Raw genomic sequence first — 16,054 nt, forward strand, 5'->3', positions numbered from 1 at the left:
CATGTTGTAAGTGCCGCTAATTCCTTCTAGTTGGTTGAGGAACCATAGTCTTTCTTGAGCTGAGGATAGGGGTAGTTGTTCACTATCGGTTCTTGGTTGAATCGGAGGAAGACTTAATTGGTTTTCTGTGGTCAGTAATTGGCTTAATTTCGGCGAAATAAGAGCGATTGTAGGGCTTTGAAATACTTCCCTTAGGGAGATTTCTCTGTTGAAGGTCACTCGCAGTTGGGAAATTAATTGGGTGGCGAGTAGGGAATGTCCTCCGATTTCAAAGAAGTTGTCATGTATTCCTACATCTTTCACTCCTAGAACCAGAGCGAAGATGTTGGCGATTATTTCTTCGGTTGGGGTACGTGGCGCTACATATTCCTGTTCTCGGGTGAAGACCCCATCTGGTGCTGGTAATGCTTTTGTGTCTACTTTGCCATTGGGTGTTAAGGGCAGGGTGTCTAAGGTAACGAAGGCACTGGGCACCATATAGTCTGGTAGTTTCTGCTTGAGGAATTCTCGTAGTTGGTTGGTGCTTAGTGATTCGTTCTCACTGACTATGTAGGCGACTAGGCGTTTGTTACCAGGAAGATCTTCTGTTGCAATTACTACGGTTTGTTGGATGTGGGGGTGGGTGGACAGGACTGCTTCGATTTCTCCTAGTTCGATGCGGAAACCCCTGATTTTAACTTGGTTATCGATGCGACCAATAAATTCGATGTTACCGTCTGGTAGATATCTCGCGAGATCTCCGGTTTTGTAGAGTCGTTCTGAAAAGGAACTAGAGAAGGGATTTTGGATGAATTTTTCCGATGTTAGTTTTGGGCGGTTGAGGTATTCTCGGGCTAGTCCATCACCACCTAGGTATAATTCTCCTGGTACTCCTATGGGTAATGGTTGCAAATTTGGATCGAGAATATAGCTTTGAGTATTAACAATTGGACGACCAATAGGAATGGTTTTTTTGCTCATTCTTTCGTGGCAGGTGTAAAAATGCGTATCAATACAAGCCTCTGTTGGCCCATACAGATTGTGTAAAGTAGCTTGGCTTTGTTGTTTGAAAAGACAGTATAGTTCAACAGGCAAAGGTTCGCCCCCACAAAATACTCGCTTTAAATATTTACAAATGGCTAAATTTCTTGTCTCTAAAAGCATTCTTAGTAACGAGGGAACCAATTGAAGCACGGTAATTTTTTGTTGGTTAATTACCTCAATTAGATAATCACTATCTTGATGTCCCTCTGGTTTGGCGATTACTAATTGTGCTCCTACCAATAATGGGGCATAAAATTCCCAAATTGAAGCATCAAAGCTAAATGGAGTCTTTTGCAAAACTTTATCAAGTTTAGTTAAAGGAAAGGTTTGCCCCATCCAGCGCATATGGTTGGCTAACGCTTGATGAGAGATTGCCACACCTTTGGGAACTCCTGTAGAACCAGAAGTATAAATCACATAAGCCAAATTATGTGAATGAACCCCAACATCAAGATTCTCCCCACTATATTGCTCTATGGCACCCCAATCACTATCCAAGCAAACCACCTGGGCTTGATTTTGTGGCAAAGATTCTAGTAACGACTGTTGAGTCAACAACACTTCAACACCCGAATCGCCCAACATATAACTCAGTCGTTGGTGAGGATAATTAGAGTCCAGGGGTACATAAGCACCACCCGCCTTGAGTATCGCCAACAGTCCTACCACCATCTGTACAGAACGTTCCACACAAATACCCACCAATACTTCTGGTCCTACTCCCAAGCAAAGTAGGTGATGTGCTAGTTGATTCGCCTTTTGATTTAATTGATGGTAAGTCAACTGCTCTTGTTCAAACACCACGGCCACAGCATCTGGTGTTTTCTCTACCTGCTCTTCAAATAACTGATGAATACATTTTTCTTTTGAGTATTCCGTTGCAGTATCATTCCACTCCACCAACAGTTGATGACGTTCCTCTGCACTCAATAAAGGTAACTCACCCACCACTAGTTGGGGATTTTCCACAATTGCTGACAACAAGTTCTGGAAATGAGTGGCCATGCGAGCAATGGTAGACCGATCAAATAAGTCCGTGTTGTACTCCCATTCACCTATCAATCCCATGTCTGTTTCCGTCATTGACACGAGCAAATCAAACTTAGAGGTAGTACTTTGTTGATTGAACTCACTCAAACTCACACCGGGTAAGTCTAATTTCCCCATCGGTGCATTCTGTAGCACAAACATCACCTGGAACAGGGGGGCATGACTCAAAGACCGTTGGGGTTGCAATGCGGATACTACCTGTTCAAACGGTACATCCTGATGTTCATAAGCGAGTAGTGTGGTTTCCCTGACTTGTGTAAGCAACTGCGAAAAACTGGGATTATCTTCAAAACGGGTTCTCAACACCAAAGTATTGACAAAGAAGCCAATCAGTGACTCGATTTCCTGGCGGTTGCGATTGGCTATGGGTGAACCAATTAAAATATCAAATTGCCCACTGTAACGAGACAGTAAGGTGGCAAAAGCTGCCTGTAGCGTCATAAATAAGGTACTACCCGAGTTCCTGGACAACTGTTGCAACTTCTGGGTTAATTCAGTGCTTAAACTAAAACTTTCACTACTGCCGTGGTAACTCATTACATGGGGACGAGGACGGTCTGTGGGTAATTGTAATAATTCTGGAGCACCCTCTAATTCCTGTTTCCAGTAATTGAGTTGGTTTTCTAGGATTTCCCCAGTTAACCATTGTCTTTGCCAAAGAGCAAAGTCAGCATATTGAATCGCTAATTCGGGTAAGGGGGATGGTTCTGATGCAACAAAAGCTTGATATAAACGTGATAGTTCTTCGATTAATATCCCCATCGACCAACCATCAGAGACTATATGGTGCATGGTCAGCACTAACACATACTCGGTAGTGTCTAGTTGCCATAATTTAGACCGGATTAAGGGTGCTACCTCTAGGTCAAAGGGGGTTGTTGCTTCCTGTTGTACAAGTTGCTGTAAAATAGTTTCCCGTTCTGCTTCTGGGTATTGTTGTAGGTCTACTACATTGATGTTGATGGTGCTGTGGGGGTGAATTACCTGTATTGGTGTGCCATTGATAGTCCGGAAACTTGTCCGTAGTACTTCGTGACGATGGATTATTTCTGATAAGGCTTGTTCTAGGGCGTTAATCACCAAGTTTCCAGTGATGCTCAGGGCTGCTGGCATGTTGTAAGTGGCGCTAATTCCTTCTAGTTGGTTGAGGAACCATAGTCTTTCTTGAGCTGAGGATAGGGGTAGTTGTTCACTATCGGTTCTTGGTTGAATCGGAGGAAGACTTAATTGGTTTTCTGTGGTCAGTAATTGGCTTAATTTCGGCGAAATAAGAGCGATTGTAGGGCTTTGAAATACTTCCCTTAGGGAGATTTCTCTGTTGAAGGTCACTCGCAGTTGGGAAATTAATTGAGTGGCGAGTAGGGAATGTCCTCCGATTTCAAAGAAGTTGTCATGTATTCCTACATCTTTCACTCCTAGAACCAGAGCGAAGATGTTGGCGATTATTTCTTCGGTTGGGGTACGTGGCGCTACATATTCCTGTTCTCGGGTGAAGACCCCATCTGGTGCTGGTAATGCTTTTGTGTCTACTTTGCCATTGGGTGTTAAGGGCAGGGTGTCTAAGGTAACGAAGGCACTGGGCACCATGTAGTCTGGTAGTTTCTGCTTGAGGAATTCTCGTAGTTGCTTGGTGCTTAGTGATTCGTTCTCACTGACTATGTAGGCGACTAGGCGTTTGTTACCAGGAAGATCTTCTGTTGCAATTACTACGGTTTGTTGGATGTGGGGGTGGGTGGACAGGACTGCTTCGATTTCTCCTAGTTCGATGCGGAAACCCCTGATTTTAACTTGGTTATCGATGCGACCAATAAATTCGATGTTACCGTCTGGTAGATATCTCGCGAGATCTCCGGTTTTGTAGAGTCGTTCTGAAAAGGAACTAGAGAAGGGGTTGGGGATGAATCGCTCTTGGGTTAGTGCATCATTACCCATATACCCACGAGCCAAGTAAGGAGTACGAACATATATTTCTCCTATTTCTCCGATGCCAGCAAGCTGCTGTAAAGTATTTAAAATCAGTAACTGAGCATTGGAGATTCCTTTGCCTAAAGGCAGAGTATTTTTTGAACTTACCAGATGGTCTACGGGGTTAGGGATATAGAAATACCCCATTGCCTGAGGGGTTTCCGTCGCTCCATAGAAATTAACTATTCTCACACAGGGAGCTAGCTTGTACATTTTTGAAACATGGTCTTGAGTTAAGACATCTCCACCAAAAAATACATACCTCAAGCTATTAAGTGTGAGTTTGGTTTCAAAAAGCAGTTGTGCCATCGCTGGAGTCAGATGGGTAATGCTAACCTGTTGTTGCTCCATCCAACAAGCTAACTGACCGGGAGTTTCTATATCCTCAAGGTCAGGAATACATAAGGTAGCCCCCAGCCATAAGGGTGTCAATATATCTCTCAATAAGGGGTCATGGGCAAGTCCCGAGAGCATACTGAATCGGTCTGATTCGTGAAGTTCAAATGTCTGTGAGTGCCAATTGAGGAAATGAGCTAGGGGTCTGTGGGTGCCCTCGATCCCTTTTGGTTGACCAGTTGAGCCAGAGGTAAAAGCTATATAAGCTAAGTCATCTAGGTGAATGTTTACCTCTGGAGCATCAGTAGAAATTCCCTCTAAATTTAAGTCTGGGGTAATTTTAAGACAACAGCATAACTTATTTACTTCCTGTTGTAGTTCACCCTTAAGTGAATCTGTGGTAATCTCAAGGCAAGCGCGAGGTTTTCCAAGGCGAAGATAATTAATAAGACGAGCTACAGGATAAGCAGGATCGAGAATCATAAAAGCTGCACCGGCTTTGATGACTGCCAGTATTGCCCAAACTAAACAAGCGCTACGATCGCCTACTATGGCAACAACGTCTTGGTTTTTGATGCCCAATGCTAGCAAATAGTTGGCAAGTTGATTGGCACGGTTTGAAAGTTCGGTGTAGTTCCACTTGACCTGTTTATCGATAACAGCTAATTGTTGTGGAACCCTTGTTGCTTGTCGGTCAAATCGAGTATGGAAAGCATCAGACCATTCACAACTTAGTTTCTCCACTGGGTTGGGCAGCAAAGATTTAGCTTGGGGAGTGACTAAAGAAAAATCCGTGATCGTCTTTTGGGGATGTTGGATAATTTGTTTGAGTAAATGCTCGAATTGATGGAGCATTTCTCCCATTCTTGTGCCTGTAAACAAATCGGCATTGTAGAGTAATTTTAGTTGTATTTCCTGGTTTGATTCCGCTGCATACAGTGTTAAGTCAAATTTTGAATTAGCCGCTTCGCTTGTGTCAAATTGTTCGACTTTTAACCCTGGTAATTCCAGTTTTGTTTCTGACAAATTGAGCATGTTGAATAATACCTGGAACAGGGGGTTATAACTCAGCGAGCGCGAGGGTTGTAGTTCTTCAACTAGTTTCTCGAAAGGCACATCTTGATGAGCATAAGCATCTAAGGTTACTGAACGCACTCGTCTCAACAATTCCCGAAAACTGGGATTACCTGAGAGGTCAGTGCGTATCACCAACGTATTCACAAAAAAACCAATCAAAGGCTCAATCTCACGGCGATTGCGATTGGCTATGGGTGAACCAATTAAAATATCTTCTTGACCGCTGTAACGATGTAGTAAAGTCCCAAACGCCGCTAACAGAGTCATAAATAAGGTAGTACCACTATCTCGAGACAGGGTTTGTAACTTCTGGGTTAATTCAGTATTTAAACTAAAACTTTCAGTCCGACCCTGATAAGTTGGCGCAGTTGGGCGAGGGTAGTCAGTAGCTAACTGTAATAATTTGGGAGCACCCTCTAATTCCTGTTTCCAGTAATTAAGTTGGGTTTCTAGTATTTCTCCAGTTAACCATTGTCTTTGCCAAAGAGCAAAGTCAGCATATTGAATCGCTAATTCCGGTAACGGGGATGGTTCTGATGCAACAAAAGCTTGATATAAACTTGATAGTTCTTCGATTAATATCCCCATTGACCAACCATCAGAGACTATGTGGTGCATGGTCAGCACTAACACATACTCACTGCTGTCTAGTTGCCATAATTTACACCGGATTAATGGTGCTACCTCTAAGTCAAAGGGAGTTGTTGCTTCACGTTGTACTTTTTGCTTTAAGATAGTCTCCCGTTCTGGTTCTGGGTATTGTTGTAGGTCTACTACATTGATGTTGATGGTGCTGTGGGGGTGAATTACCTGTATTGGTTTGCCATTGATAGTCCGGAAACTTGTCCGTAGTACTTCGTGACGATTGATTATTTCTGATAAGGCTTGTTCTAGGACTAACACATTTAGGTTACCGGTGATTTCTAAAGCACCGTGCTCAATATAAGGAGCTTTTGACCCTTCAACTTGATCAATAAACCACAGTCGTTCTTGACTAAAAGATAGGGGTAATTTTTGGTCTCTAGGAATAGCTTTAATTGGTGGGTAATTAGTATTATTACCTTTACCAAGTTGTTGCAAAAAAACTATAATTTCTGCTTGACGTTCAGCTATTTTTTGGCGTAGCGCAGGGGTTAGAGTTCCTTTATTAACACGACAAAGGAGTTTTTCACCGTTGGTTGAGATATTAATGCCCTGGTTTTGAAGCCAAGATATAAATTCAACTATATTTACCTGGTTGTTATTCATAATTAAATCTCTATTATTTCTTCATCTATTGCCAGATGATCTGGAACTTGTAATACTCTATGAGCTACCTCTAGATACTCAGCTACATTCTTAAAGCCCATAAAAGCGCTAATCAACTCTAATCCAGAAGGGTATAACAGTAAAGCCCGTTCTCCTACCTAGCATTGATTGGAGATGGGCTGCGTACGCGAAGCGGTTCCAAAGGAACATCGCTGTTGCTTGTCTATCTAATTCCCCATAGGTAAGACTCCCTGATTCGGTTTCTCCGTTTTGCAGAAAGATATAGGCAAGCTGATTAGGCATAGCTTGCGATCTTTCGCTTAATAAATCAACTAAACTAAAAAAGTTTGACTCGCTATTGGGGAAAAAATTGACACAAGTCATTACTTAGCTACTCCCAATACAAGCAGTTCAAAAAATTCAGATACCAAGAATTCAACAATCAAGTTGTCAATCCACAGTAAAGCCAAAGAAGTAGTTGAATTCCAACGCTTACTCACGGCTCGTAACTTGGCTGAGTTTGTGCTCGAGCCAGGTGCTTATTAGGTCAGGGTATTCCCATTTTAACTAAGCGCGATCAGTGAGTGATTGTGCGTTGGAAGTCAGAGCACCGAATTAGATTATATAGTCATACCACATTATCGGGTAAGTTAATCGACAAATTTAGCTTTTAGTGATCAAGGTAGGGCTGGCAAATCCCTAGTATTCGTTATGCGATCGCCATTATTGCCAAGTCGTGAACGAACCATTGTTATTCTACTATAGACGAATGGCCAAAGTGTTAAAGTTTTAAACAAAACTTTACAAAAATCAGCCCATTTTTCCGATATTTATAGGGCTCTTCCGGAGTAACTATGCCGTTGTGTTAGTTAAAATAACGAAGGATTGGAAAGACTGGGAGGAGCCTCTGATGATACTAGAAAAACTCCCTTCGTAAGGTAACTATGACGGGGTTAAATACAAGGTAGTTTTTCGATTAGTTGATGCCGCCGATTGTGGCATTACTCAACAGCGGTAACGGGTGTTCATTGTTGGCATCATAAAAGAGTTAACTTTCCCTAAGTCTTTCCAAAAAAAAACCTTTTCTCGATAGCTTGTCGATTGGATTAAATTAAAAGCAAAAAAAATAGCCTAGGTGCGCTTTCCGTTGGCGAATTAAATTCGCCACGGGTCGCACCTGTAGATATTATTTATACGGCTATTTTAGTGCTGCAAACGCTATGTCATGTCTATCACTTTCCGAATCAATCCGGATCTGATCCTACCGGATCAGATCGGGGGGGAAACCCCCCCAGAAATTCAACCTATTAACCCCAATTTGAAGACTTGGTTGCAAAACTAATTACTTGCCCAGGAATCCCGGTCGGCTGCAAAGGGCTCCAGTCGGAAACATCTGCATACCCCAGTGCACAAAGACCGTAAATAGTATTGGTTACTGCTTCAGGAGAGCCCTTAATGCACTTAATACGTTGTTTCTTTGAATTATTGTCTTGATTCGGAATAAAGTCTTTAGACATGAGTAAAAAACTTAATTACGTTTACAGTGATTATTGTAATGATTATATATTTAATTGTCAAGGGTTTTGATATTTTTTTTTGGAGGTAATTTGATAATGAATTTCAAAAAAATATTCGCGTAGCGAACGTTATTGAAAAATCGGCTAATTAAAAGAGCTATATCAGCGCGCAATTACCGTCAATCGAATAACAAAGGGAATAGGAAACAGGGTGCATCTTTGGTTAAATCTTTGAGAATATACTGAGGTAGCAACAAGTCGATCTCTCAGGTCTTCCACTCTCAGATTTGGGCATTACAAAAAGGCGATTGGCCGTAGGCCACGCTACGCGATGAAGCGTTCGCAAAGCGTGGCCCAAAGGCCTCAGCTTCCGCTAAAAGCGATCGCTTTTATATTGGTGGCAAAACCAATCGTGCTTTGGTCACCTTTGAACGGGAATTGATTGAGATTTTAGAGCAGGTGGGTGAATCATCCCAGACCGTAGAACCTTTACTAGCTAAATCTGCTTAGAGCAATCCTAAATCATTTGGGTGCGGCTCTTTTAAAAGTACGGTAGACTAGATCTCAGTAAAACTGACAAATTAGTCAGAGTAATAGTTTGAGTCAATACCTCCTGGTGGGTGACCAGCTGAAAAAGTCAGCAGTAGTTCAGGAAAAGTTTGGACCTATGCAACCATCGATCTCAAATGAAGACATGTTTTTCTCACAAGCGCGAGAGCTATTTGAAGAAATAGTGGACTGGCTGGGTTCAGATAGTGTTTGCGGTTTACAACATGGGGAATTAGAGAGTAAACTGCTTGAAAACGGATACGAACTATTAAGACGACTGCTGCAAGGTTACTTCGACAGACGAAGTGATGACGAGATCGAAGGAGAATGCTTAGGTAACGACGAAGCCAAGAGAACCCATAAGAAGAGATTTACAAGGAAGCTGACAACAATATTTGGCACGATCATCGCCAATCGAATCGGTTATGGTGGACGAAAAATAACTTCCCTCAACCCACTCGATGCCGAGTTAAACCTACCAGTAGAAAAATACTCCCACGGACTGAGAGAGCGAGTGGCTGTCGAAGTAGCTCGTTCAGGGTTTGGCGAAACAGTCGAAATCATACAGAAAACAACAGCCGCAAAAGTTGGTAAGCGACAAGTTGAACAATTGGCTGATCAAAGTGCTTGTGACTTTGATCAATTCTATGCTCATCAACAAGCACAATCGGTTGAATTGAAGGAGACGGGGGAAATAGTAGTTATTAGTGTGGATGGCAAGGGTGTTGTCATGCGTACAGAAGACTTACGTGCTCCCACGCAAAAAAGAGCGCTGGCAAATAGCAAGAAGTTAAATAAACGATTAACTAAGGGGGAAAAACGCAATTCAAAGCGAATGGCAACAGTGGCTTCAGTTTATACCATCAACCCTTTTGTTCGTACACCTCAACAAATTGTCAGCACAGAAGAAGAACACAAAAAAATCAAACGACCCAAACCAATCGGTAAGCGTGTTTGGGCAAGTTTAGTTAAAGAACCATCACTTGTTATAAAAGAAGCTTTTGACGAGGCATTACACCGCGACCCCAATCAACACAAGCGTTTTTGCGCTCTGGTCGATGGTAACAAGACACAATTATCGCGCTTTGAAAAAATTTGCTCGCGAACACCATCTCAAGTTAACGATTGTCCTGGATATTATTCATGTGATTGAGTATCTGTGGAAGGCTGCATTTGCCTTCTATTCGGACACTAGTCAACAAGCCGAAGTTTGGGTTAGTAAACGTTTACTGCTGATCCTTGAAGGTAAATCGAGTACAGTTGCTGGGGGTATGCGTGGTAGCGCTACAAAGCGCCAACTTTCTGCATCACAACGTCAGCCAGTGGATAAGTGTGCCAGATATTTACTCAACAACGCTGCTTACCTCAAATACCACGATTACTTGAAAGCTGGTCTTCCCATTGCCACTGGGGTTATTGAGGGCGCTTGTCGTCACTTAATCAAAGACAGGATGGACATTACCGGGGCTAGATGGAGTCTTATGGGTGCTGAGGCGGTTTTACGTCTGCGCTCGCTTTATGTTAGCGGTGATTGGCAAGAGTATTGGCCCTTTCACTTAAAGCAAGAGCATAAACGTAATCACTTGTCTTTGTACAAAGATGGCCTTCCTTTGATGAAACGACTAATTCAAGCTCGTTGCTCTATTACTGCTCCTCCTACTCTTCCGATACCTCTCTAAACCTGACCAAACGTCTTTCCAAAAGAGCCACACCCAAATCATTTGTCAAATCACTGCACTTCTTAAAAACTAGCTCCAACTCCGGTATCATCTGCCTTCTGCCTTCTGCCTTCTGCCTTAAAGCAGTCCATTTCTTTCACGAATCAGATAGGATTGCTATAGTATTTAGCGATGCAGTGGCCTGACGGGGGTTTCCAGCAAAACCGTACTGCATCGCTTTTATTGTGCTTTCAAATTTACAGCAGTTTTCAATACGGGATTAAAAACCGCTGTATGATTAAATTCAAGACTTTTCTAAGATATAAATAGCTCTTGGAGATGAAGGAAGCAATTCATCACGCTGATAGTTAGCATATTCTTCTACCAGTCGAAAGCCAGTTAAATGAGCTTGTAAGCGGATTTCATTGGGTAGGACAATTCCTGTTTTTCTAGGATGACTAAAGTGAAAACAACTCTCCTTTGATGAGACCAAATATTGCAGTATTGTCATCTGATACATTCCGATCGGGTCGTAGCTTCGATCCTCAGTCATTTTTACAAAGTTTCCATCAGGTAACTGACGGCTACGGGTAATCGTTCGACGATATCCCCCTTGCAGATAATAACCAGGATTATCAGTAATAATTAAAAGACGTGCTCCAGGTTTTAAATGTGTTGAGATACATTGAAATGCGCGGTAGCGATCCTCTACTTCTGATATCTCACCCAAAACTTCCCCTGATAAGAAAGCAAAATCAAATTGCCGTTTCAGCTCAAAACGACGGATATCCCCATGAATCAGTTCAAGCTGTCCTTTTTTTAACCAATCACTCAGGTTAACTCGTGCCTGATTGAGCATTCCTGCATCAATTTCAATCCCTGTGACTTGAGCTCCTTTTTCCAGCAGGTGAATGCTGAACCGTCCCGAACCGGAAGCTAATTCTAAAACCTCCATACCAGGAGAAATATAAGAGAGGACAAACGCCTTGTAGTCCTCTGGTAAACTAATCAGCACATCGTAAAGCTCTCCACTAGAGTATTGAGAACGCAATCCACGGCAAGCAACAAATCGCTGTAACCCTAAAAATGGATTAGTATTTTTCCTCGTTAGGGGATCTTCCTCCAGCATTAATCCGGCAGCAGCAAAGCTTAACAGAATTTCTGAGCGCGTAAGGATCGCAGTCTTCTCCATCTTCTCCTTACCATCAGAATGGTGACGAACACCACCAATCCAATCCACCGTAACTGGTTTTGTGATCTGGTCAATTACCTCAACACCATCATCCCAGTGTCTTTCCATCAAACCTAAATTGGGTGGATCAACTACCATCACAACAATCCGTCCATCAGGACCCAATGTCTGTGCTAGGGTGACAATTTTTTGATAGCGTTCTTCTACCTGATGCACGCTGTCTAAAACACCGGGAAGCAGAATCAAAAGGTCATAGTACTGTTTTTGTCCTTCTAGGGAAGTGAGATCCTCAATTTGTTCATAGGTGCATTGCGCAGCAGATTCTCCGAGAGGGTTCCATTTTTGGGCTAATAAAGCAAAGACTTCCTTTGCCTGTGAGCCAATTACCCCTACCGGACCATTGACTCGTAGATCTGCTAAACCATTAACTAGATCGTCAGTGTTAATAAAATTCATGTTCACCTCTGTGATTGTTAATTATTAAATGACTTGACCAATGACTTGACCCCAAGGCAAGCCGATCGAAATTCTCCACTCATCGACTCGACCCTAATTTGAATCACTTAACCATGAATACCAAATCTGCTTGGTCATTACCCCTTGATCAAAATCCACCAAATCTTTTTATACCAGTAATCTAGGGCTATGGGCATGTCTGAGGGTATGGGGACAGGATGTTGGTATAAGTGAATTCTCAAACAGATAATCCTTAATCTAAAGCCATTTTTATATTTTATACATTTTCAGTTTCAAACTTTTCTCTGAATCCTTTAGGAAGTAACCGTGGCACTCCTTAAAGACTTGCGGTTTATCCAGACACTAAATAAATAGTGTCCCGAATACTGTTGCCAAATAAACACTATTATTGTTCGATACAAAATTCCTCTATAAATTGAGGAATTTTGTAGGGATAATACTTATTGATTTTGAAAAGCCTTTAGGACTTTTAAATTAACCCACGTTTCCCTAATTTCAGGCTTGATGCAGCATTTTATCAAATTGAAAACACCATCACATTAATATTGTATGAAGATTTTTTACATTTGTGCGACATTGTGTTTATTATAATTCAATAGCGACTCTATAACATATAGTGGTGCAACATGTTTGGATTAACACTTTAACAAGTAGAACATGGTAAACCCAAATTAAGTGACAGCTTAATTTTATTTTAAGTTTTAAGTTAAGTAATTTAAACATAATTTAATCTAAATTTTAACCATTTCATAGGTGCGACCCGAACGCGCCCCGCGTCGGCTTTGCCGATAGGTGCGACCCAAGGCCGGGTTCCCCGGCCATTGGAAAGCCCACCTATAGCGAATTTAATTCTTAATGGGTCAAGGGCACCTAAAACTTTAAAATGTCCATTTTGTCAATATATCTAAGACTATAAATCACAATTCTTATGATTATGATTATTTTTATATAAATGATGGAAATTTAACATTTTGGGTACTTTTAAGGTCTGAAAACTTCTGTGAGCCAAGGAAAAATGTCAATTACCTCAAAATGCCTGAAACCCTTATAAATCCTGAATTATCTACGCCTTCAAGGTGAATCCCCTTTCCAATCTGGGGTGATCGGTTATTTGATGTTAAGATTTTTTTGTCAAAGTGCCAAAATATCACATCTATTCAAGTTTTTCAATTATTCTGGAAACTTTTTGTGTTAAGCTTGTGTTAAGTTTGTGTTAAGTTTAACATTTTTTTTATGTTTAAAAGTCCAATTATTTAATCATGCTGTGATAAAATTATCTGGAGTGAAAAAAAATTGGTAAGCGCAATAAAAATTGATATGAAATGTAATCGATATAAAGGATTATGACCATAATAAACCTTAGTTATTAGTGCTATTTAAAGTTAAAAATAGTACGTATTACACGGCATTTTTATTGATTATTGCCCTTACCCTGTGCAAAAAAAGTAAAAACAGTGATCTCATGACCAAGATTAATCAAGGATCATCAAAAACGGCTGAGGAATGGTGTGGCACTACTACAGAAATGCCCTGGCACCAAGGGGTCAAAAAAATCCCAGTCTTAGATAAAGAAAGACTAGATTCACCAACTACAATCGATAGCCAGGCTCTGCGCGAAATTGATCAGGAATATCTATGTTGGGGGGATACTGTTCACTATCAAGAGCGACCAATCATTGTAACTGGTTGTAAGGGGGGATTGGTTTTCGACGATGAGGGTAAATCCTATATCGATACGGGAATGTGGCACTCAAGTTGTAACTTTGGCTATCGCAATCCAGAGATTGAATCAGAGGTTACTAAACAACTCCATACATTACCTCAAGCCAATGGCGACTTTCTACATCGTGAAAAATTATTAATCGCCAAACAAGTAGTAGATGCGATGTATGAAAGAACAGGTGTCAAAGGCCGAGTATCTTTTAATGTGGGCGGCGCACTTGTGGTGGAAGATGCCCTAAAGATTATTCGTAAGAACACCCGCAAGAATAAAGTAGCTGTGATGATGGGTGGTTATCATGGTCGCTCTCTTGGTACTCTCAACCTTTCGAGTAGTCATCGATATCGACAGTATTTTAATGAGTTTTCAGAACGGGCAGTTATGTTTCCGTTTGCTAACTGCGCTCAGTGTTTCTATGAAAAGGAACCAGAAACCTGTGACTTATACTGCGATCGCATGATTCGGAAGGCATTTTCCAACGAATTTTATGGCATCGCAAGTGAAACCAGTTCAGAGGTCGGTGCTATAGTTGTAGAACCTTGTCAGGGACGAGGCTACACCATCCCACCCACGGATTTCTTTAAAGGGTTTATCAGCGAGTTACGAGAGCACGGACTTCTTGTATTTGATGACGAAATTCAAGTTGGGATGTACCGTACTGGTAAATTATTTGCCTTCGAACATTTTGGGTTTGTGCCAGATATTATTACTTTGAGCAAATCCTTCACCAATGGTTTGAGTCCAGTTAGCTTAGTCTGGGCGCGAGAAGACCTAGTAGCACCAGACTTTTTCACTCCTGGACACGCTCACAGCAATTTTGCTAACCATCCTCTCGGAACTGCTGCTGCTTTAGCAACATGGCGTTATATGCTGGCACAAGACTACGAAACATCAGTACCAGCAAAAGGTTTGTACTTTTTGACCAAACTACAGGAACTCCAAGCCCGTCATTCCTGTGTTTATAGTGTAGATGGACTGGGACTGTTACTTAACATGGTTTTTGCTGATGAAAAGGGTATACCTTACAAAGGGTCTGCCAAACTAGCAGCAACCATTGCTCAAGACAATGATTTTATTTGGAAAGATCAGAGTTGGCGCATGATTCTCCAAACCGGAGGATACGACCTGAACGTTTTGAAATTTGCTCCTTATCTTGATATCAGCTACGAAGAAATTGATTGCACTATTGGTGTTTTAGACCAAGTGCTACACAAGCTTGATATCCTATTATGTCCAACCGCTGAAACCTCAGGAGCTATTTAATGAGAGCAGCAGTTTTATCCAAAGCAAATCAAGTAGAAATTCGCGAGTTTCCTGAGCCTAGCAAGACTCAAGATAATGAAGTAATTGCTAAGGTAGAATTTGTGGGAGTCTGTAAAACAGACCAGCAACTAACCGCAGCAGGCTTAGATAAAGACTGTATTCTTGGTCATGAAGTAGTCTGTAGCTTGCCTAATCAAAAAGGTCATTTTGCCCTCAATAATGAGATTTCCTGTGGAAAATGTAGTTATTGTTTAGAGGGATTAACTAGTCACTGCCTCAATCTCCAAGAACTTGGAGTAAATGAACATGGAGGATATGCTGAGCAAATTTGTGCTCCTAGAAATTCCTTACATCCTTTTGAATTCTCTAATCCAACTTTAGGGGTGCTGATTGAGCCGTTAAGTTGTGCAGTAAGAGGAGTAAAACGGATTATAGCTGGTGTTAATCTATTAGCTACTTCACACCCTAAAGTGTTGGTGATTGGGGGAGGGATTTCAGGTACTCTAATTACCTACCTCCTCAATCATTCCCCCAACTTCAAGGGAGAGATTAAAGTTTACGATATCACCAAAGAGCCGCTCCCTTGGCTAAACAAATTGGGAATTGAACGGATCCAAGTTCCAGAACCAAACCAGGCACACGTGGTGGTGGAATGTTCTGGTTCACCAGGGGGTCTGGCTACAGCACTGGATCTTGTTCGTAAAGGGGGTTTAGTCTGTATCTATGGTGTTCCTAAACCAGGGATTTCTTTACCGATTTCTCCCCATGAGTTATTTATGCGAGAGATTGCGGTAGTGACATCTTTTGCTGGTGCTACAGACGAAACCATTGCGGCTGCGATCGCATCCATCAAGGGCGACGAGGCATTCTTTGAACAACTGTTGGGTCGGTTTATCCCTCTAGAGAAGCTTCCTATAGAATTGACTAATTGGAGTCCACAGCCTGGAACCCGAACTGTTGTAGATCTCGACGCTTGAGG

7 protein-coding genes and 1 pseudogene are annotated in these 16,054 nt (G+C 41.7%); 4 read left to right on the plus strand and 4 right to left on the minus strand.

Going from position 1 to position 16,054, the window contains the following annotated elements; genetic code table 11:
• The 3 genes from LYNGBM3L_RS32260 to LYNGBM3L_RS37615 all read right to left on the minus strand — a co-directional run.
• A partial coding sequence (locus tag LYNGBM3L_RS32260) for a non-ribosomal peptide synthetase (RefSeq protein ID WP_048815377.1) occupies nucleotides 1-6,699 on the minus strand: 6,699 nt, incomplete at its 3' end.
• Nucleotides 6,700-6,807: 108 nt separating this feature from the next.
• Entirely contained in the window at nucleotides 6,808-7,083 is a 276-nt protein-coding gene (locus LYNGBM3L_RS32265; protein ID WP_008191327.1) for a hypothetical protein, read from the minus strand.
• A gap of 923 nt (nucleotides 7,084-8,006) precedes the next feature.
• Entirely contained in the window at nucleotides 8,007-8,216 is a 210-nt protein-coding gene (locus LYNGBM3L_RS37615) for a hypothetical protein (RefSeq protein WP_071986990.1), read from the minus strand.
• A gap of 261 nt (nucleotides 8,217-8,477) precedes the next feature.
• Here LYNGBM3L_RS37615 and LYNGBM3L_RS50730 point away from each other — a divergent pair.
• Both LYNGBM3L_RS50730 and LYNGBM3L_RS37620 read left to right on the plus strand, forming a co-directional pair.
• Nucleotides 8,478-8,726: pseudogene (locus LYNGBM3L_RS50730) on the plus strand (hypothetical protein); the annotation flags it as partial.
• A gap of 157 nt (nucleotides 8,727-8,883) precedes the next feature.
• A protein-coding gene (locus LYNGBM3L_RS37620) for an ISKra4-like element ISMpr2 family transposase (RefSeq protein ID WP_193374691.1) occupies nucleotides 8,884-10,444 on the plus strand; the annotation gives its coding sequence in 2 pieces (ribosomal slippage) (nucleotides 8,884-9,846 and nucleotides 9,848-10,444; 1,560 coding nt in all).
• Between the two features lie 283 nt (nucleotides 10,445-10,727).
• On the opposite strand, the gene LYNGBM3L_RS32280 is transcribed toward LYNGBM3L_RS37620, so the two are convergent.
• Complete coding sequence (locus tag LYNGBM3L_RS32280; RefSeq protein WP_008191335.1) at nucleotides 10,728-12,071, minus strand: methyltransferase domain-containing protein; 1,344 nt, start codon at nucleotides 12,069-12,071, stop codon at nucleotides 10,728-10,730.
• Between the two features lie 1,483 nt (nucleotides 12,072-13,554).
• On the opposite strand from LYNGBM3L_RS32280, the gene LYNGBM3L_RS32285 reads away from it, so the two are divergent.
• Both LYNGBM3L_RS32285 and LYNGBM3L_RS32290 read left to right on the plus strand, forming a co-directional pair.
• Nucleotides 13,555-15,075, plus strand: coding sequence for an aspartate aminotransferase family protein (locus LYNGBM3L_RS32285; RefSeq protein WP_008191337.1), 1,521 nt, complete (start codon nucleotides 13,555-13,557; stop codon nucleotides 15,073-15,075).
• Nucleotides 15,075-16,052 carry a zinc-dependent alcohol dehydrogenase gene (locus LYNGBM3L_RS32290; RefSeq protein WP_008191340.1) on the plus strand — a complete coding sequence of 326 codons (978 nt, stop codon included), beginning with the start codon at nucleotides 15,075-15,077 and terminating at the stop codon, nucleotides 16,050-16,052. Before LYNGBM3L_RS32285 ends, LYNGBM3L_RS32290 begins: the two co-directional genes overlap by 1 nt.
• Nucleotides 16,053-16,054 lie beyond the last annotated feature (2 nt).

Source organism: Moorena producens 3L, from assembly GCF_000211815.1.
In the GTDB taxonomy this organism is placed as follows: Bacteria; Cyanobacteriota; Cyanobacteriia; order Cyanobacteriales; family Coleofasciculaceae; genus Moorena; species Moorena producens.